The 20,684-nt window shown below is 63.6% G+C and carries 13 protein-coding genes; 9 read left to right on the forward strand and 4 right to left on the reverse strand.

Translation table 11 applies throughout. The features are described 5' to 3' along the window. The first annotated feature begins 6 nt into the window (after positions 1-6). The 3 genes from rho to GH663_RS08690 all read left to right on the forward strand — a co-directional run bounded on the left by rho (position 7) and on the right by GH663_RS08690 (position 3,265). Positions 7-1,266: a transcription termination factor Rho gene (gene rho, locus GH663_RS08680; protein WP_153131263.1), complete on the forward strand. Its 1,260-nt coding sequence runs from the start codon at positions 7-9 to the stop codon at positions 1,264-1,266. A gap of 91 nt (positions 1,267-1,357) precedes the next feature. Continuing rightward, positions 1,358-1,582 carry a 50S ribosomal protein L31 gene (gene rpmE, locus GH663_RS08685; RefSeq protein ID WP_066880620.1) on the forward strand — a complete coding sequence of 75 codons (225 nt, stop codon included), beginning with the start codon at positions 1,358-1,360 and terminating at the stop codon, positions 1,580-1,582. Between the two features lie 60 nt (positions 1,583-1,642). After that, positions 1,643-3,265 (forward strand): ArnT family glycosyltransferase, encoded by a 1,623-nt coding sequence (locus GH663_RS08690; protein WP_153131264.1) that lies wholly within the window; start codon positions 1,643-1,645, stop codon positions 3,263-3,265. Between the two features lie 60 nt (positions 3,266-3,325). On the opposite strand, the gene orn is transcribed toward GH663_RS08690, so the two are convergent. After that, positions 3,326-3,871 carry an oligoribonuclease gene (gene orn / locus GH663_RS08695; RefSeq protein ID WP_066880624.1) on the reverse strand — a complete coding sequence of 182 codons (546 nt, stop codon included), beginning with the start codon at positions 3,869-3,871 and terminating at the stop codon, positions 3,326-3,328. Between the two features lie 41 nt (positions 3,872-3,912). Between orn and GH663_RS08700 the strand changes: the two genes are divergently transcribed. The 6 genes from GH663_RS08700 (at position 3,913) to GH663_RS08725 (ending at position 18,017) form a co-directional block, all read left to right on the forward strand. After that, complete coding sequence (locus GH663_RS08700) at positions 3,913-5,172, forward strand: M48 family metallopeptidase (protein WP_246181539.1); 1,260 nt, start codon at positions 3,913-3,915, stop codon at positions 5,170-5,172. After that, positions 5,172-6,038, forward strand: a complete 867-nt coding sequence (gene rsgA / locus GH663_RS08705) for a ribosome small subunit-dependent GTPase A (RefSeq protein WP_153131265.1) — start codon at positions 5,172-5,174, stop codon at positions 6,036-6,038. The genes GH663_RS08700 and rsgA overlap by 1 nt, the downstream gene beginning before the upstream one ends. A gap of 111 nt (positions 6,039-6,149) precedes the next feature. Continuing rightward, on the forward strand, positions 6,150-7,235 hold the full coding sequence (locus GH663_RS08710) for a response regulator (RefSeq protein WP_153131266.1): 1,086 nt from the start codon (positions 6,150-6,152) through the stop codon (positions 7,233-7,235). Between the two features lie 33 nt (positions 7,236-7,268). Next, a complete protein-coding gene (locus tag GH663_RS08715) occupies positions 7,269-10,373 on the forward strand; it encodes a PAS domain-containing hybrid sensor histidine kinase/response regulator (protein ID WP_153131267.1) in 3,105 nt (1,034 codons plus the stop codon). Next, positions 10,370-14,737, forward strand: a complete 4,368-nt coding sequence (locus GH663_RS08720; RefSeq protein ID WP_153131268.1) for a CBS domain-containing protein — start codon at positions 10,370-10,372, stop codon at positions 14,735-14,737. Before GH663_RS08715 ends, GH663_RS08720 begins: the two co-directional genes overlap by 4 nt. Continuing rightward, entirely contained in the window at positions 14,730-18,017 is a 3,288-nt protein-coding gene (locus GH663_RS08725) for an ATP-binding protein (protein WP_170291383.1), read from the forward strand. Before GH663_RS08720 ends, GH663_RS08725 begins: the two co-directional genes overlap by 8 nt. A 42-nt stretch (positions 18,018-18,059) precedes the next feature. Here GH663_RS08725 and GH663_RS08730 read toward each other — a convergent pair whose 3' ends face one another. From GH663_RS08730 to GH663_RS08740, 3 genes are all read right to left on the reverse strand, one after another. Then, the gene (locus GH663_RS08730) at positions 18,060-18,959 is read right to left on the reverse strand and encodes a response regulator (protein WP_153131270.1); all 900 of its coding nucleotides are present in this window, start codon (positions 18,957-18,959) and stop codon (positions 18,060-18,062) included. Between the two features lie 232 nt (positions 18,960-19,191). Continuing rightward, the gene (locus tag GH663_RS08735; RefSeq protein ID WP_153131271.1) at positions 19,192-20,055 is read right to left on the reverse strand and encodes an alpha/beta fold hydrolase; all 864 of its coding nucleotides are present in this window, start codon (positions 20,053-20,055) and stop codon (positions 19,192-19,194) included. A gap of 33 nt (positions 20,056-20,088) precedes the next feature. Then, positions 20,089-20,673 carry a hemerythrin domain-containing protein gene (locus GH663_RS08740; RefSeq protein WP_153131272.1) on the reverse strand — a complete coding sequence of 195 codons (585 nt, stop codon included), beginning with the start codon at positions 20,671-20,673 and terminating at the stop codon, positions 20,089-20,091. Positions 20,674-20,684: the final 11 nt, after the last annotated feature.

Raw genomic sequence — 20,684 nt, forward strand, 5'->3', positions numbered from 1 at the left:
ACATTCATGCAACTCTCCGAACTCAAGACATTACACGTCAGTAAACTGCTCGACATGGCGACCGAACTGGTCATCGAAAACGCCAACCGCATGCGCAAGATGGAGCTGATTTACGCCATCCTGAAGGCCAAGGCCAAGAACGGCGACACCATCTATGGCGACGGCACGCTGGAAGTCCTGCCGGATGGCTTCGGCTTCCTGCGCTCGTCGGACACCTCCTACCTGGCCAACCCGGATGACATCTACGTCTCGCCCTCGCAGATACGCCGCTTCAATCTGCGCACCGGCGACACCGTCGAAGGCGAGATCCGCACCCCGAAGGATGGCGAGCGCTACGTTGCGCTGACCAAGCTGGACCGCATCAACGGCTTCTCGCCGGAAGCCAACAAGAACAAGATCATGTTCGAGAACCTGACGCCGCTGCACCCGACGCGTCATCTGAAACTCGAACGCGAAATCAAGTCCGAAGAAAACATCACCAGCCGCGTCATCGACATGATCGCCCCGATCGGCTGCGGTCAGCGCGGCCTGTTGGTCGCCCCGCCGAAGACCGGCAAGACGGTGATGTTGCAGAACATCGCCCACGCCATCACCGCCAACCACCCGGATGTCGTGCTGATCGTGCTGCTCATTGACGAGCGCCCGGAAGAAGTCACCGAAATGACCCGCACCGTCAAGGGCGAGGTCGTTGCCTCGACCTTCGACGAACCGGCCTCGCGCCACGTCGCGGTCGCCGAAATGGTCATCGAGAAAGCCAAGCGCCTGGTCGAACACAAGAAGGATGTGGTCATCCTGCTCGACTCGATCACCCGCCTGGCCCGCGCCTACAACACCGTGCAGCCGGCCTCCGGCAAGGTGCTGACCGGCGGCGTCGATGCCAACGCCCTGCAGAAGCCGAAGCGCTTCTTCGGTGCTGCCCGCAACATCGAGGAAGGCGGTTCGCTGACCATCCTCGCCACCGCGCTGATCGACACCGGCTCGCGAATGGACGAAGTGATCTACGAAGAATTCAAGGGTACCGGCAACTCCGAAATCCACCTCGACCGCCGGATGGCCGAGAAACGGATGTACCCGGCGGTCAACGTCAATCGCTCGGGCACCCGTCGCGAAGAACTCTTGCTCAAGCCGGACGTGCTGCAAAAAATGTGGGTCCTGCGCAAGCTCTGTTACCCGATGGACGATCTCGAAGCGATGGAATTCCTGCTCGACAAGGTCAAGTCCACCAAGGGCAACCAGGAGTTTTTTGACGCCATGCGCCGCGGCTGATAAAAATATTGCAGGCCCGTGATTTATCGAGGATAATCACGGGCTTCCCAGATCGGCCACATCCGCCGGTCGCTCGTTTAAAGGACAAAAGATGAAAGCCGATATCCACCCGAATTACAACGAAGTGCAAGTCACCTGCTCCTGCGGCAGCACTTTCACGACCCGTTCGACCATGAACAAGCAAGCCTTCCACGTTGAAGTCTGCTCGCTCTGCCACCCGTTCTACACCGGCAAGCAGAAGATCGTCGACACCGCCGGTCGCGTTGAAAAGTTCAACCAGAAATTCGGCGCCATGCGCGGCAAGGCTGCTGCCTGATCCACTGGATTTGCGCGATGAAAGGCAGCCTCATGGCTGCCTTTTTCATTTCTGGAACCGATGCCTGATTTCCTCGCCCTGATTCGTCGCGGCATCCGCCTGCCTCCGGCCGGCTGGGTGCTCGCCGCCATGCTCGCCTTCTACGTGCTGGCCGGCCTCTTTGGACGCGACCCCTGGAAAGGCGAGGATGCGATCCATATCGGCGCCGCCTGGCACATGCTGTCCTACGGCGACTGGCTGTCGCCCGACCTGGCCGGCCGCCCCTTTCACGAACCGCCGCTCTATTACTGGAGCGCCGCACTGACCGGCAAGCTCTTCGGCTGGTTGCTGCCGATGCACGAAGCGATGCGTCTGGCCAGTGGCCTGTGGCTTACCTTGGCCTTGATGGGTCTCTATTACGCCGGCCGCGAACTGTACGGACAGGAAAGTGCCGCCGCCAGCCCCTTGTTGCTGGCCGGCAGTGCCGGTCTGCTTTTTCACGCCCACGATGCCCAGCCCATGCTGGTTGCCCTGGCGGCTTACGGCGGCAGTATCGGCGCCCTCGCCGCGATGGAACGCCGCCCCCACCTGAGCGGCATTTTCTACGGACTGTCGCTTGCCGGCTGCCTGCTTGGCGCCGGCCTCGCCCCCGTTCTGCCGCTCCTGGCCATCCTGCCACTGGCCTGGTGGCTGGCGCCGGACCGCCAGAAGGCGCTACGGACTCTGGGCATCAGCCTTGCCATCGCCGCCCTGCTCTGTCTGCCTTGGCCCGCGCTGCTGCTAGCCCTGGAGCCGGCACGTTTTCATGGCTGGCTGGCCACCGAACTGGCGCCGCTGAAGACGCCTTTCTCCTTTTCGGGAGCCGGCCGCTTCCTGTCGATGCTGCCCTGGTTTGCCTTTCCCGCCATCCCGCTGGCCGGCTGGACCTTGTGGACCCGACGTGCCCACCTGGCCGCCAAGCCACAGTTACTGCCGCTTGCCCTTTTCTTCATCACCCTGCTGATGCTGGCGCTGGCCTATCGACCGCGCGAAATTCCGGCCCTGCTACTGTTGCCGCCGCTAGCCCTGCTCGCCACCCCGGGCGCGCTGACCCTGCGTCGTGGCGCCGCCAATGCCTTCGACTGGTTCGCGATGATGACTTTCAGCGTCTTCGTCGCTCTGGTCTGGCTGTGCTGGTCGGCGATGGCACTGGGCTGGCCGGAGAAGCTGGCGAAACGGGTGGTCATCCTGCGCCCCGGCTTCGTCGGCCACTTCGAAATCCTGGCCCTACTCGTCGGCCTGGCCGCAACGCTGTGGTGGATCTGGCTGATCGTCACCGCGCCACGCTCGCCCTACCGCAGCCTGACGCATTGGACGATGGGCTTTACCGCCCTCTGGCTACTCGCGACGACCCTGATCCTGCCCTGGTTCGACTACGGCAAGAGTTACCGCCCGGTCGCCCAGGCCATCGCCCGCAGCTTGCCGGACAAGCATGGGTGCATTGCCGAGCGCGGCCTGAGCGACACCCAGCGCGCCTCGCTCGCCTACTTCGTCGAAATCGAGCCGCTCCTGCTGGAGACACCGGCCGGACAAAAATGCAACTGGCTGCTGGTCAGCGGCACCAACCGTCAGGAACTGGCGGCACCGGATGGCAGCTGGAACAAGGTCTGGGAAGGTAGTCGGCCGAGCGAGCGCAAGGAAAAAATGCGCCTTTTCAAGCGTTGACCGCAGGATAGGTGAAAAAAAGGGGCCCACGGCCCCTTTGGCAAGCAGCACGAAGCGCAATCAGCCCTTCAGAAAATGCTCCCGGTAGTACTTCATTTCATCGATCGACTCATAGATGTCAGCCAGCGCCGTGTGCTTGCTCTTCTTCTTGAAACCCTTGTAGATCTCCGGCTGCCAGCGCTTGCACAGTTCCTTCAGCGTGCTGACATCGAGATTGCGGTAATGGAAAAAGCTTTCCAGGGTCGGCATGTAGCGCGCCATGAAACGGCGGTCCTGGCCGATCGAGTTGCCGCACATCGGCGAATGGCCCTTGGAGGAATATTTTTTCAGGAACTCGAGTGCCGCCGCCTCGACGGTCGCCTCATCGAAGGTCGAAGCCTTGACCTTGTCGATCAGGCCGGAACGGCCATGCGTTTTCTGGTTCCAATCGTCCATGCCGGCGAGAATTTCGTCGCTTTGATGGACCACCCAGGACGGTGACTCGGCAACCATCTCCAGTTCCGAATTGGTCACCACCATCGCCATTTCGATGATGCGATCGCCATCCGGGTTCAAACCGGTCATTTCCATGTCCAGCCAGACGAGGTTGTTTGCGTTGCCTGCCATATAATTGCCCAAATTCTTGAAAACCCGGATTTTCTCACAGCTTGCCACCCAGTTTAGTGACCTCCAACTTCAGCCTCCTCTTTATTGCCGCCGTCATCCTGACGCTGGCTGCACGCCTGTGGCTGACCAGCCGCCACATCCGCCACGTCATTGCCCACCGCGACCGGGTACCCGCCGACTTTGCCGAGCGAATTTCGCTGGCCGCCCACCAAAAAGCGGCCAATTACACGGTCGACCGCAGCAAGTTCGGCATCCTCGGCAGTCTGGCCGACAGCGCCCTGCTGCTGGCCCTGACACTGGGCGGCGGTATCGCCGCGCTGCACGCTTTCTGGTCGCCCCGCCTCGACGGCCTGGGCTACGGCCTGGCGATGATTTTCAGCGTGATGCTGATCTCCGCCCTCGTCGACCTGCCCTTCTCCCTCTACCGCCAGTTCGTCATCGAGGCCCGCCACGGCTTCAACCGGATGAGCCTCGGCCTGTTCTTCGCCGACCTCTTCAAGCACGCGCTGATCGGCGTACTGATCGGCGCCCCGGTCATCCTCGCCGTGCTCTGGCTGATGGGCGCCATGGGCAACTACTGGTGGCTCTACGTCTGGCTGTTCTGGAGCGCCTTCAACCTGCTGATCATGTTCGTCTACCCAACCTGGATCGCGCCGCTCTTCAACAAATTCGCCCCGCTCGAGGAAGGCGAGATGAAGACCCGCATCGAAGCCCTGCTCGCCCGCTGCGGCTTCCGCTCCAGCGGCCTGTTCGTGATGGATGGCTCGAAGCGTTCCAGCCATGGCAACGCCTACTTCACGGGCTTCGGCAACAACAAGCGCATCGTCTTCTTCGACACCCTGCTCTCCCGCCTCGCGCCGAGCGAGATCGAAGCCGTCCTCGCCCACGAACTCGGCCATTTCCGCCGCCACCACATCGTGCAGCGCATCGTGCTGATGTTCGCCGCCTCGCTCGCTTTCCTCTGGCTGCTCGGCCAGTTGATCGACGCTCCCTGGTTCTACAACGGCCTTGGCGTACCGGCCGAAAACACCGCGCTGGCGCTGATCCTGTTCTTCCTCGTCATTCCGGTCTTCACCTTCCCGCTCAATCCGCTGAGCAGCTACCTATCGCGCCGCAACGAGTTCGAGGCCGACGCCTATGCCGCCGAACATGCCGCGGCCGGCGACCTGGTCCGGGCGCTGGTCAAGCTCTACGAGGACAATGCCTCGACGCTGACGCCGGACCCGCTGCATTCGCTGTTCTACGATTCCCACCCGCCGGCGGCGCAGCGCATCGCCCGCCTACAGACGGTGGCCCGCTGATGGAAGGCCGCGTCGTCGCCGCGCACGGGCGCCAATACCTGGTCGAAACGACCGACGGCAAGCTGCTGCCGTGCTTTCCGCGCGGCAAGAAGAGCGATGTCGCCTGCGGCGACCGTGTCGATATCCAGCAAACCTCGGACGACCAGGGCGTCATCGAAGCCATCCAGCCGCGCACCAGCCTGCTCTACCGCTCCAACGAAATCAAGCAGAAGCTGATTGCCGCCAATGTCGATCAACTGGTTATCGTCGTCGCCACCGAACCGGCCTTCTCCGACGAACTGGTCACCCGCGCCCTGCTCGCCGCCGAGAGCGAGGAGATCGAGCCGCTAATTGTCCTCAACAAGTGCGACCTCAGCGAGCGCGTGCCGGCCGCGCGCGAGCGCCTGAAGGTGCTCGCCGACCTCGGCTACCGCATCGTCGAACTGTCGGCCCTCAAGCATGCCGAAGACCTCCGTCCGGAACTGCATGGCGTGACCAGCGTGCTGGTCGGCCAGTCGGGCATGGGCAAATCGACGCTGGTCAATGCCCTGGTTCCCGAGGCCAATGCCGCCACCCGCGAAATCTCGCAGGCGCTCGATTCCGGCAAGCACACGACGACGCACGCGACGCTCTACCATCTCGATGCCGACAGCCAGTTGATCGACTCGCCGGGGCTGCAGGAATTCGGCCTCGGCCATCTCGACCGCCAGGAAATCGAATACGCCTTCCGCGAATTCCGTCCCTATCTCGGCCAGTGCCGTTTCCGCGACTGCCGGCACAACCGCGAACCGGACTGCGCATTGACCGCTGCGGTCAACGCCGGAAAAATCGACGAAAGGCGTTTCGCCGTTTACCACCGCATCGTCGGCACCCAGCGCAGCACTTGATCATTACCCGCGGCCCCTGCCCGGCAGAGGGTTTTCCGCGATAGCAATATTCACGGCACAAGCCCATAATCCGGAAAAGCAGCGTCCGTCAGAGGCTAGAGGGGAGACACCATGGCACAGGGCCAGCCAACCATCCTGATTGTTGATGACACGCCCGAGAATCTCAGCGTTCTTGGCGAACTGCTGCAGCCGACTTACCGGGTCCGCGCCGCCAATGGCGGCCGACGCGCCTTGCAGATTGCGCATGGCCACCCGACACCCGACCTCATCCTGCTCGACGTGATGATGCCGGAGATGGATGGCTACGCCGTGCTGGCCGAACTGCAGGCCGATCCGATCACCCAGGGTATCCCGGTCATTTTCGTCACCGCCATGGATGCGACCGAAGACGAGGAACACGGCCTCGATTGTGGCGCCGTCGACTACATCACCAAGCCCTTGCGGCCGGCCATCGTGCTCGCCCGGGTCCGCACCCAGCTGGAACTGAAACGGGCCCGCGACTTCCTGCGCGACCAGAACAGCTTCCTGGAAGGCGAAGTCGCCCGCCGGATGGGCGAAAACCAGTTGATCCAGCGGGTCAGCATTCACGCCCTGGCCCGCCTGGCCGAGACCCGCGATCCGGAAACCGGCAACCATCTGCGGCGGACCCAGGAATATGTCCGGACGCTGGCCCTCGGCCTCAAGGATCACCCGCGCTTTTCCCATTTTCTCGATATCCGCACCATCAATGTCCTTGCCCAGTCGGCGCCGCTGCACGATATCGGCAAGGTCGGCGTTCCCGACCACATCCTGCTCAAGCCGGGCAAGCTGACCCCGGAAGAGTGGGAGATCATGAAAACCCACGCCAAGCTGGGTAGCGACGCCATTGAGCTGGCCGAGCAGGATGCCGAAAAGCCGGTGGAATTTCTCTCCCTTGCCAAGGAAATCGCCCACTTCCACCACGAAAAATGGGATGGCAGCGGCTACCCGGAAGGGCGCAGCGGCGACGCCATCCCGATCTCCGCCCGCCTGATGGCCTTGGCCGATGTCTTCGACGCCCTGATCTGCAAACGCGTCTACAAGCCGGCGATTCCCTACGAGCAAGCCAAGGCGATGATCCTTGAAGGCAACGGCACGCATTTCGATCCGGATGTCGTAGCCGCCTTCATCAATCAGTTCCCGACCTTCAAGGCCATTGCCGACGCCTATTCCGACTGAGCGGCGCCCCATGCCACGGAGACGGCAGCACGCATGAGCCAAAATAACGACAAAATTTCAGCCAGCACTACCGGCGCCATCGCCCTGGTCGTGGTGCCCTATGTCATCGTTGCCGCACTATGGATACTGCTGTCCGATTACCTGGCGGCCTATCTCTGGCCCGACCCGGCCCAACTGGCCATCGCCGGCATGATCAAGGGCTGGTTCTTCGTTGCCGTCACCGCCGTTCTGCTCTCTCTGCTGCTTCATTCGCTGATCAAGCGCATCAATGAACGCCAGGAACTCGAGCGCCAGGCCCGGCAGGCAGCGCTCCTTGCCGCCCGCCAGGTCGAAGAGGAAAGTGCTCAACTGCGCACCCTGATCGACACCATTCCCGACCTCATCTGGCTAAAGGACACCGAAGGCGTCTATCTCAATTGCAACAAACGTTTTACCCAGTTTTTCGGCAGCACGGCCGACGAGATTTGCGGCAAGACCGACTACGATTTCGTCGACCGCGAACTGGCCGACTTTTTTCGCGCCAACGACAAGGCTGCACTAAACGCCGGCGCACCGCGCAGCAACGAGGAATGGGTCACGTTTGCCAGCGACGGCCATCGCGAACTGCTCAACACAATCAAGGCGCCGCTGCGCGACTCCCATGGCAAGCTGATCGGCGTCATCGGCATCGGCCGCGACATTTCACAACTGCATGAACTGCAGGAGCGCTTCGAGGTCGCCTTCAACGCCAGTCCGGCAGCAATTTCACTGAGCACGGCGGACCGCGGCATCTACCTCGACGTCAATCCCGGCTACGCCCGGATGCTCGGCTGGGAAAGCAGCGACCTGCTCGGCCGCAGCTCACTCGACATCGGCCTCTGGCCAGACCAAGAGGCCCGTGAAACCTGGCGCCGGGAACTTGAGGCCAGGGGTCATCTGCGCGACTACCAGACCACCTGGCTGAAGCGCGATGGCCAGCCGCTCTCGGTCAGTGTCTCCGCCGAAATGATCGCGCTCAGCGGTCAGCCCTACGTCCTTGCCTTCATTCTCGACATTTCCGAACGCAAGCGCGCCGAGGACGAAGTCCGCCAGTTACAGGAGCGCCTGGCCACCGCTTTCCGCGCCGCACCTGTCGCCGCCTGCATCACCCGGATGAGCGACGGCAAGCTGGTTGACGCCAACGAACGCCTGCTCCGCGAATATGGCTGGTCACGTGCCCAGTTGATCGGCAAGACGACGATTGAAGCCGGCCTTTGGGGCAGCGAAACCGATCGTATCAAGATGGTCGACATCATCCGCCAAGATGGCCGCATTGCCGACTTCGAGACCATCGGCGTCACCCACGATGGTCGCCGGCGAATGATCAACATCTCTTCGGAAGTCGTCCACATGGACGGTGTTGCGCATCTCGTCACCTTCATCGACGACATCACCGAACAACGCCAGGCCAGCATCGAACTGGAAAAGCATCGCCACCACCTGGAAGAACTGGTCAACGCCCGCACCGCTGAACTGGCGGCGGCCAAGGAAGCGGCCGAAGCGGCCAGCCGCGCCAAGAGCACCTTCCTGGCCAACATGAGCCACGAGATCCGGACGCCGATGAATGCCATCATCGGCCTCACCCATCTCGCCGAGCGCAACACCGAAGATCCACTGCAGCTTGAACGCCTGGGCAAGGTCGGCAACGCCGCACAGCACCTGCTGGCGATCATCAACCAGATTCTCGATATCTCGAAAATCGAGGCCGGCAAACTGGAACTGGCGCCCAGCGACTTCGATCTGGCCCGCCTGCTTGAAAATACCAACGCCCTGCTCGTCGACCGCATCCGCTCGCGCGGCCTGAGCTTTCACAGCGCGATCGATCCGGCCTTGCCGCCGGTGCTGGTCGGCGACCCGCTACGCATCGGCCAGATCCTGCTCAACTTTCTCTCCAACGCCGTCAAATTCACCGAGTGCGGCACAATCGGCATCAACGTCACGCTGCAGGAAGAAACGGCGGCCGGCCTGCTCGTCCGCTTTGCCGTCAGCGATACCGGCATCGGCATCCCGCACGAACAGCAGGCCCGTATCTTCGAGGTCTTCGAGCAGGCCGACACCTCGACCACCCGGCGCTTTGGCGGCACCGGACTCGGCCTCGCCATCGCCCGCCGGTTGGCCGTCATGATGGGAGGTGAAACCGGCCTGAGCAGCGAGCCAGGCCAGGGCAGCACTTTCTGGTTCACCGCCCGCCTGCGAACGGGCCAGGCCAGCCGGGCCGAAGACCCGGTGCCGATGCTGCCCGAAAACAGCGAGCCCTGGCTGGCCGAACGCTTTCACCAGCGCCGCATTCTGGTCGTCGAAGACAACCTGATCAATCAGGAAGTAGCCATCGAGTTGCTGCAGGCCGTCGGCCTGGAAACCGATGTCGCGGTGAACGGCAAAAAAGCCGTTGAAATGGCTGCCCAGACGAACTACGACCTGATCCTGATGGATCTGCAGATGCCGATCATGGATGGCTTCGCCGCCACCCGCGCCATCCGTCAGGCCGAGACCGGCAGCGGCCGTCAGGTCCCGATCCTGGCGATGACCGCCAACGCCTTCAGCGAAGACCGCCGACGCTGCCTCGAAGCCGGCATGAACGAGCACATCGGCAAGCCGGTGGACCCGCAACATCTCTACAGCGCGCTGATCAAATGGCTGCCGGTCAACGCCCGGCCGCCCTCCGACAAACCGACCGGAAGCAGCAGCCCGCCAAGCCCGGACAACCCGCCGCCCGCCATGACCGATCTGCGTCAGGCACTGGCCCGGATCGACGGCCTCGATCCCGAATTCGGCCTCAACTCGGTGCGCGGCCGCCTGCATAGCTACATCAGGCTGCTCGGCATCTTTGCCCAGACCCATGCCGACGACCCGGCAATCATTGCCCAGTTGCTCGATGCCAGCCTCCAGGCCGAGGCCATCCGGGCCGCCCATACCCTGAAAGGCGCCGCCGGTACGCTCGGCATTACCGCCATCCAGCGCGCGGCCGCGCAGCTCGAAGCAGGCCTGCGGGCCGACCTGCCGGCCGGCGAAATCGAAGCACTACGTACCGCCCTCGACGACGCGCAACAACGCACGATTCCAGCCATTTCCAGCGCGTTGGCCGATGCCGCTGCCCTGCTCCCGGCCCGCTCGCAATGAAAAAAAACTCTTTCGCGACCCTCGCCGACGTGATGTCCCGCCGCGTGCACAGCGCCCCTCCCGGCCAGACTCTGCACGAAGCAGCCCGACGCATGGCCGAAGTGCGGGTCTCCAGCCTGCTCGTCGAGATCGATGGCAAGCCGGTCGGCATCGTCACCGAAACCGATATCGTGCGCAGCCTCAACGAACTGCTGCCACTCACGACGCCGGTCGAACAGATCATGTCGCGCCCGCTGATCACCGCCGAAGCGGGTATGAACCTGTACGCTGCCCGGCACCTGGCGATGCAGCAGCACATCCACCACCTGGTCATCGTCGACGACAACGGCCGGACGCTGGGCCTGGTCAGCGACACCGACTTTCGCCTCCATATCGGCATCGACATCTTCCAGCACCTGCGGACGTTGAGCAGCCTGATGGAACACGATGTGCCGCGCCTGGCGCCGGAAACGCCGCTCAGTGCCGCCATTGCCCGCATGGTCGACAGCGGCGCCGACTACGTCATTGTCAGCGACAACGGGCACGCCCTCGGCATCCTGACCGAACGCGACATTCCCAGGCTACTGCGCGACAAGCAGCAGTTTGACGGCATCTCGATCGGCCAGGTGATGAGCCAGCCGGTGATCGGCATCGCCATCGAGGAGCCGGTGGCCGAAGCGCTGGAAAAGATGAGCGCCCACCATCTGCGCCACATGGTCGTTTTCGATGCGGCCGGCAATGTCGCCGGCGTCGTCAGCCAGCGCCGGCTGTTCGATCATCTCGCCGCCCGCCATCTCGACGAGGCCCTGGAGAAGATCAATCAGGAACGCGACCGCCTGCGCCTCGAAGCCCATATGCAGATGGCACTTGATGCAGCCGGCGCCGGCAATTGGGAATACGACCACGAATCCGACCGCTACATTTTCAGCGAAGGCACCCTGCGCCTGATCGGCAGCAGCAAAGCCAGCGCTCCGCGCACGCTGGCCGACTGGAGCGCCCGTATCCACCCGGACGACCGGCCCGCCCTGAATGCTGCGGTCGACACCGTAAATTACGGCAAAACCACCCATTTCGTCGCCGAATACCGCATGGCGCGCGATGACGGCAGTTGGGTCTGGCTCGAAGACCGGGGCTGCGTCATCGAACGCGGGGCGCAGGGCGAGCCGCAACTGACCGCCGGCATCCTGACCGATATCGGCGAACGACGCCGGGCCAGCGAACGGCAGGATCGGCATAACCGGGCCATGCGCCTGCTGAGCGGTGCCGCCCAGGCCCTGATCCGGCACGACGATGAAACGGCGATGCTGGAAGAAATTTGCAGTCTGGCCGTCGACATCGGCGGCTACGATCGGGCCTGGATCGCCCAGGCCATGCACGACAGCGAAAAGCGGGTCATCCCGCTCGCCGAATCCGGCTTTCCACCAGGCACGGTGAGCCAACTGGAGATCAGCTGGGCCGATGTACCAAGCGGCCAGGGGCCGACCGGCCGCGCCATCCGCACCGGTGTGCCGGCAATCACCCACGATACGATGAGCGACCCGAACTACGAACGCTGGCGCGGCTTTGCCCAGCGTGCCGGCGTGCGCTCTTCGGCCTCGCTGCCGCTGCGCATCGACGGCCAGGTCATCGGTGCCTTCAATCTCTACTCCAGCGAGGTTGATGCCTTTTCCGACGACGAAATTCCGCTGCTCTGCGATCTGGCCAGCGAACTCGGCGTCGGCCTCTCGATGCACCGCTCGCGGGCTGCACTCCTTCGCCGCGAAGCCAATCTGCGGCAGGCCGAACGGATGGCCCGCCTCGGCCATTTCCAGTTTGACCCGCGGCTCGACCACTGGAGCAGCTCGGCGATGCTCGACGAAATATTCGGCATCGATACCGGCTTCGTCCGCTCGAGAAGCAGTTGGCTGGAGATCGTGCACCCCGACGATCGTCCGATGCTGACCGCCTACAACCGCGCCCTGGTCCGCGCCGGCAACCCGCATTTCGACATCGAGTACCGCATCGTCCGCCGCAACGACGGCGCCGTCCGCTACGTGCACGGCATCGGCGAGATCAGGCTCGGCGAGGACGGACGGGTGGACCAGATGTTCGGCACCATCCAGGACATCACCCAGCGCCGCCAGGCGGAAGACCAGTTGCGCCAGCACTCGCTGGCCATCGAGCAGAGCCCGCACAGCATCGTCATCACCAATACCCGGGCCGAAATCGAGTACGTCAACGACGCCTTCCTGCGCGTTACCGGTTACGAGCGCGATGAAGTCATCGGCGCCAACCCGAAAGTCCTGCATTCCGGCCGGACGCCGGCCGCCACCTTCGTCGATTTGTGGTCCGTCCTGGAGCGGGGCGAAACCTGGCGTGGCGAATTCGTCAACCAGCGCAAGAATGGCGAGGTGTATGAGGAATTCGCCATCATTTCGCCGGTCCGCCAGCCCGACGGCAAGATCAGCCATTACCTGGCGATCAAGGAAGACATCACCGAGAAAAAGCGCCTGGCCGCCGAACTCGATCGCTATCACCTGCATCTTGAAGCGCTGGTCGGCGAACGGACGACCGAACTGATTGCCGCCAAGAACGCCGCCGAATCGGCCAGCCGGGCGAAGAGCGCCTTCCTGGCCAACATCAGCCACGAAATCCGCACCCCGATGAACGCCATCATGGGTCTGACCCACCTCGCCCAGCGCGACAGCACCGACCCGGAACAGCGTGCCCGCCTCATCAAGGTGGCCGATGCGGCGCAACACCTGCTGTCGATCATCAACGACGTGCTCGATTTCTCGAAAATCGAGGCCGGCAAGCTGACCCTGGAAAAAACCGCCTTCTCGCTACCCGAGGTCTTCATGGGCACCCGGGCACTGATCGCCGAACGGGCCGAAGCCAAACACCTGCCGGTCTTTTGCGACATCGATCCGGACCTGCCCGAAATGCTGCTCGGCGATCCGCTGCGCCTGCAACAGATCCTGCTCAATTTTCTGTCCAACGCCGTCAAATTTACCGAGGACGGCCAGATCACGCTGGCCGCCCGCCTCATTCACGAGAACGAGGATGGCCTGCTGGTGCGCTGCGAAGTCCGCGATACCGGCATCGGCATTTCCGCCGATACTCAATCCCGGCTGTTCATTCCCTTTGAACAGGCCGACAGCTCGACCACCCGCCGCTTCGGCGGCACCGGCCTCGGCCTCGCCATCAGCAGTCGGCTGGCCGAAGCGATGGATGGCGCGGTCGGCGTCAACAGTACGCCGGGCAAGGGCAGCACCTTCTGGTTCACGGCCCGCCTGCAGCCGCTGCCGACAGTGCTGGATCAGGGCATCGGCAAAAGCGACCGCCTGCTCAGCGAAAACGCAATCAGCAGCCGCCATGCCGGCGCCCGCATCCTGCTCGTCGAAGACAACGCAATCAACGAGGAAGTCGCCAGCGACCTGCTGCGCAGCGTCGGCCTGCGCGTCGATATCGCCCGTGACGGCGCCGAAGCGCTGGCCAAGGCTCGCCAGCAAAGCTACCAGTTGATCCTGATGGACATGCAGATGCCGGTCATGGACGGCCTCGAAGCAACCCGGCGGATTCGCGCCCTGCCCGGCTGGGCGAGCGTACCGATCCTGGCGATGACCGCCAACGCCTTCGACGAAGACCGGGCAACCTGCCTGGCGGCCGGCATGAACGACCACGTCGCCAAGCCGGTCGATCCCGAGGTGCTGTTCGCCGCCCTCGCCCGCTGGCTGGCGCCGGGTTCGATCTCGCCGGACAAGGCGAGCAAGCCCGGGGCGCCCCCGCCGGCCGACGACCAGGCACTACGCGGCGCCCTGGCCAACATTCCCGGGCTGGATGCCCGCTTTGGCCTGCAAGCGGTACGTGACCGCCTGCCCAGCTACTGTCGTCTGCTCGGCAAGTTCTCCAGCAGCCATGGCGAGGACTTTGCCAACATCCACCAGCAACTGCTCTCTGGCCAGCACGGCGAAGCACGCCGTCTCGCCCATTCGCTCAAGGGAGCCGCCGGCACTCTCGGCGCCACCGCGATTCAGCAGGCGGCGGCCAGCCTCGAAACCGCCATCCGCGACCAACAGGCAGCAATCGTCATCGACACCCTGATCGCCGATTGCGCCGCCCGTTTCACCGAACTCCGCGCCGCCCTGCACGTCGTGCTACCCGTCGAAACCCCGACCCTCGCCGACAGCTCGACCGTCTTGCCGGATGAAGCGACCCGCCTTGCCTTGCTGAGCGACCTGGCTAGCCAGCTCAAGGAAGGCGAACTGGGCTGCCAGGCCATCGTCGCGCAAAACACGGCCCTGCTCAAACATGAGCTGGCCAGCCGCTTCCCGGCCTTCATGGCAGCCGTCAACGCCTTCGATTTCGAAGCCGCGCTCGCCCTGCTGGCCGCCGATCATGGCTGAGCAAGCCGCCGAGCACCGGCCACCGCGCTGGTACTTCCCGGCCCTCGGTCTGGTCCTGCTGCTGCTTGCCGCCGGCGGCACCGCCTTCTATCTGAGCGAGCAGCAGCAGCAGATCACCCACGCGGGCGATCAATTGCGCGCCGTCAGCGAACTGAAATCGCAGCAGATCATCGAATGGCGACGCGAACGGATTGCCGACGGCCAGATCCTGGTCGACAACACTTCACTGGCCGAACTGGTCGAACAATGGTTTGCCGAGGGCAGCCCGCGCCTCGAAAAACGCCTGCGTAACCAACTCGCTTCCCTGAAACAGAACTACCAGTATTTCGACGTGCTGCTCCTCGACAACGACGGCAATGTCCGGATCAGTTCGAGCGACCGCCGCGGCCACTTGCAGGACGGCCTGTTTCTGGCCCTGGAGATGGCTGCCAGCCAACGCCGGGCTGCTTTGAACGACTTTCACCCGGACCCGGAAAACGGCCTGATTCACGCCGATGTCGTCGCCCCGCTGAGCATTGTCGAAGGCCAGCGGACGCGCCGGATCGGGGCAATCATCCTGCAACTCGATCCGCGCACCTTCATCTACCCGGTACTGCAATCCTGGCCGCTGCCCAGCCAGACCGCGGAAACCCTGCTCGTCCGCCGGGACGAGGACCAGGTCATCTTTCTCAACCAATTGCGCAATCGCGCCAATGCCCCGCTGCAACTGCGCGTGCCGAATACCCAGCGCGACGTACCGTCGATCCAGGCCGTCTTCGGCGGCAAGACCGGTGTCGTCGAAGGCCACGACTATGCCGGCGTACCGGTCATTGCCTCGGTCCAGGCCATTCCCGACTCGCCGTGGTACATCATCGCCAAGGTGGCCAGGGCCGAGGCGCTCTCCGGCTGGACCAGCGCCTCGCGCCTGATTCTCGCCCTGATCGGCGGCCTGCTGCTCGCCGCTGCCGGCGTCTTTGGCTTCATCCACCAGCGCCTCGGGGCGCAACGCTATCGCCAGTTGCTGGAGGTGGAAACCGCCACCCGGGCCGAGCAGGAGCGTTTCCGCATCGCCTTCAACGCCAGCCCGCTGGCCGCCTCGATCGTCCGCGCCGACGACGGTCGCTTTGTCGACGTCAACGATAACTACCTGGATTTCTTCGGCTGGCAGCGGGCGGAAATGCTCGGCAAAACGGCGCTCGAAATCGGCATCTGGCCCAACCCGGAAGCCCGCCGCCAGTGGGTCGAGAAGCTGATGCAACAAGGCACCCTGCTCAACCAGGCAGGCCTCTGGCGGGACCGCTACGGCAAGCTGCGCAATGTCGAAATGTCGGCCGCCCTGATCGATATCGACGGCGTGCCGCACATCCTTGGTTTCACCTCCGATGTCACCGAACGACGCCAGGCCGAAGCCGAACTGGTCGAGTACCGGCGCCGGCTGGAAGCGATGGTCGAGGCCCGCACCCACGAACTGGCTGCGGCCAAGGAACAGGCCGAACGGGCCAGCCGTGCCAAGAGCGCCTTCCTGGCCAATATGAGCCACGAGATCCGGACGCCGCTCAACGCCGTGATCGGGCTCACCCACCTGCTCCGCCGTGATGCCGGCGATGCCGCCCAGAAGGAGCGCCTCGGCCGTGTTTCCGACTCAGCCCAGCATCTGCTGTCGGTGATCAACGACATTCTCGACATCTCGAAAATCGAGGCCGAAAAGCTGCAACTGGAAGAAAGCGACTTTCAACCGGCCAAGCTGATCGCCGACACCTTGACCATGATCGACTACCGAGCCCGCGACAAGGGGCTGCAGCTCGAAGCCGTGATCGATCCCGCCCTGCCGGCCACCGTCCATGGCGACCCGAAACGCCTGCAGCAGATACTGCTCAATTTCCTCTCCAACGCCATCAAATTTACCGAGCACGGGCAGATCCAGTTGCGGGTCGGCCTGGCCGAACAACATGAGCAGCAGGTACTGCTGCGCTGCGAAGTCGAAGACAGTGGCATCGGCATCGAACCGGCCATCCAGGCCCGTCTGTTCCGCCCGTTCGAACAGGCCGACGACTCGACCACCCGCCGCTTCGGCGGCACCGGCCTCGGCCTCGCCATCAGCCGCCAACTGGCACGGATGATGGGGGGCGATACCGGCATGCAGAGCACGCCGGGGCAAGGTAGCACCTTCTGGATGACCGCCCGGCTGCGCCTGGTCGCCCCCCGGCCGGCGCCGACGCCGAATCCGGCGGTCGACCTCGATTTCGAGGCAAAAATCAGCCGCCTGCACAGTGGCCAGCGCGTCCTGCTTGCCGAGGACGACCCGGTCAACCAGGAAGTGGCCAGCGAACTGCTCCGCCATGCCGGCCTGACGGTCGATCTCGCCGGCAACGGCGAGCAGGCGGTCAACATGGCGAAGAACACCGCCTACGACCTGATCCTGATGGACATGCAGATGCCGGTGATGGACGGCCTGGAGGCCAGCCGCCGCATTCTGGCGCTACCCGGCCGGTCGACCGTGCCGATTCTGGCGATGACCGCCAATGCCTTCGACGAAGACCGCACCGCCTGCCTGGCGGCGGGCATGGTCGGCCACATTGCCAAGCCGGTCAGCCCGGACATTCTCTACAAGAACCTGATCAACTGGCTACCGGCCAGCGCCGGCACTGCCCAGCCTGTGGCCTTGCCCATAGCCCCCCAGCCCGACGCCACCTCGCTCGCCATTCTCGAACGCCTGAATCAGCAACCCGGTTTCGACACCGGCAGCGGCCTCGCCTCGCTCAATGGCAAAACCACCCGCTATCTCGAACTGCTGCAAAAATACCTCGGCCATCATGGCAAGGCGCCGGTCGACATCCGCCGCAGCCTGAACGAAGGCGACCTCGGCACAGCGCGCCGCCTCGCTCACACGCAAAAAGGGACGGCCGGCATGCTTGGCCTGAGTGGCATACAGCATGCCGCAGCCGCCCTCGACCGCGCCCTGCGCGAGGAACAGGCTGCCGAGCAACTCAGTGCCCTGGCTGGCGAACTGGAAAAGGTGCATCAACAAACCTGCGCCATCCTGCACCGGGAACTGGACACGCTGGTCGCCACGGTAACGCCGGTCGATCCGGAAAAGGCGCGCGAACAACTGCTGCAGTTGCGGCGACTGCTCGCCGAAGACGATCTGCAATCGCAGGAAATGAGCCGGCAATTGGCCGACATATTGAAACAGACGCTGGGCGACACCTACCCGGCCTTCGGTCGCGCCCTGAACAATTACGATTTTCCGCTGGCGCTGCAACAGCTGGAATCAGCCCTGGCCAGCCTCAAGCCGGCCTGAGCGAGGCACGGCAGGCTGCCGTGCCCCTGGGTGCCGCCTGCCTCAGGCGGCCGGCAGCCTGATCGCGGCCTTGACCTCGTTGCCACGACCGCAATATTCGAGGCTGTCGAAGCTGATCATCCGCGACATCGCGATGCCGCGACCGTGGGTATCGAAAGCGCGGTCCGGACTCATCTCGAGATAGGCCCGCCAATCGAAGCCGGCCCCCTGATCGCGGATCACGAAAACCAGTTCATCGCCTGCCCGCTCGATGACCAGTTCGGCTTGGCGAGCGCCAAGCTCGGCCGTCGCGAGGCGATGCGCGATCTGGTCGTGCAAGGCCCCCTCTTCGATCAGGCGCGTTTTTTCATCGTAGCCGATAGCGAGATTGCCATGCTCGACGGCGTTCAGCATCAGTTCGGAAAGACCGAGTACCACCCGACCCGGCTCGGGCGCCGCGTTGGCGGCCAGGGCCGCGAGGTTGCGGGCGTCATCCGGCGTCCGGAAAAGAAAGCGGGCCTGGACCAGGCAGGAAAGCGTCCGGTTTTGCCGCTGCACCTCCTCGGCCAGTTCCTTGTGGCCGCGATAGTCGCGGGTCGCGGCAGCGACGATGGCGAGCAGCGTATCGGCCGAGAACGGCTTGGTCAGGTAATAGTAGGCACCGGCCTGGAGGCCCTCGAGGACATCACTATCGGCCGTCATGCCGGTCTGCATGATGACCGGCACATGCATCATGTCCGGCCGCATCTTGACCCGACGGAGAATTTCGATGCCATCCATGTCCGGCATCATGCGATCAAGCAAGATGGCGTCGAAGCGCTCCGGCTTCGCATCGATCAGGCGCCAGGCGGCCTCGCCGGATTCGGCTTCGACGACCTGATAGCCCTCTTCGCTCAGATTCTCGGCCAGCGTCTCGCGACCAATCGGCTCGTCATCGACCACCAGAACGCAGGTTTTCTCCAAATCTATTTCTCCAGCGGCTTAATATTTTAAAACTGCTAAATTTATTAGCGTGGGATTATCCATATTTCTATGGAAAGCGATAGGGATAAACCACGAATTGATGCAAGGTCTTTAGTCTGCCACGAATCGACCACGATTACCGCGACCAGAAATACCAGGCAAACGGCCGTTTTCAGTCTCAAAAAAATGGCCGCACAAGGCGGCCAAGGTAGCTCGGCAGAAGATGCCCGGCTCAGTGCTCCAGAAAATCGAGCACCATGCGATTGAACTTGTCGGCATGCTCCCATTGCGCCCAGTGACCGCAGCGATTGAAGATATGCAGCTCGGCATTCGGCATGCCCCAAAGCAGGCGCAGGCCGACATCCATCGGCACGAAGCGGTCGTCACGGCCCCAGATGACCAGCGCCGGGGCGGTCACTTCGCCGAGGCGCGGGCCATAGTCGGTGAACTGCTTCGGATTGGCGGCCAGGCTCTTGACGAAGTTTTCCAGGTGGTCGCGGCGCGACATCATGTTGTCGAGGCGGGCCTGGTAGAGCTCTTCGGTCAGGCTGCTCGAATCAAAGACGAAAACCGCCATCATCTTCTTCAAGTTGTCGATGCTCGGCTCGCGGTACAGGCCCTGTAGCAGCTTGATGCCTTCGGTCGGCATCGGCACGAACTGGCTCGGGCCGCCGGTCCCGCCGCCCATCAGCACCAGCTTGCCGACGCGGGACGGGTTGGCCAGCGCGAAGGCGACGGCACTGTGGCCGCCCATCGAGTTGCCGATGATATGGACACGTTCGAGGTCGAGGGCATCGAGCAGCCCCTTCAGGGCGCGGCCATTGAGTTCGGAGCGCGAACCGGTGCAGATGATCGGATCGCTCTTGCTCCAGCCCGGACAGTCCATCAGGATCACCCGGTAGCCGGCCGCGACGAGCGGCTCGACGTTGCGGTTGAAGTTGGCCCAGCCGCTGGCACCAGGGCCGGAACCGTGCAGCATGACCACCGTTTCGGCGCCGCTGCCGCAGTCGTTGTAATGCAATTGCAGGTCGAGGTCGCCTTCCTGGATGCGGACGAACTTGCTGGTGGCGGCTTCGCTCAGGCTTGTTGTGCTCATGGGGTGTTTCCTTTCTTGAATAACTGCTTGTTTTTAGTTGCTGAATGGCCGGGGGCCGAAGCCGATCGGCGCCGGGGCGCAATCAACCAGGCGCGAGAAGAGCGCCGAGAAATTTTCCGTGGCGCCATCCTGGCCGGAATTGGTGGCCATTTCGGCCAGAAAATCGCGGTTCACCGCAACCCAGTCCGCCTCTGTCAGATACTTCCGGACCAGCGGCAGCACGATGTCCTCCTCCAGCATCATGTGCTCCCGGTAGAACTCGGCATAGCGCTCGAAGGCCCGGGCGAAATCGTCAAAGCGGCCGGGGTCGGCGACGAAGCCGGCCAGCGCCTGCTCAAGCGCCGCCATCCGCAGCGGCGCGTCGGCATGCTGGGCTCCCAGTTTGGCCAGCGCCTCGGCGCCTTCCGTCGTCCGTAGCTGCAGGCGCCGGAAGAGCAGATCCTCCTTCGGATGATGGCGCTTCTCGGCATAGGCGTCGAGGTAATGCACCATCGCCTGGAAGAGCTTGAGGTCGGCTTCGAGCTGGCCGGCCGAAACCGCCTTGAGCATGAAGCGGATGGCATGCAGGATGCCCGCCAGGGATTGGTGCTCCTCGCCGATGATGTGAAGTGCTTGCATGGTTTTCTCCA

It is taken from the genome of Dechloromonas hortensis (assembly GCF_009469765.1).
Classification (GTDB): Bacteria; Pseudomonadota; Gammaproteobacteria; order Burkholderiales; family Rhodocyclaceae; genus Azonexus; species Azonexus hortensis.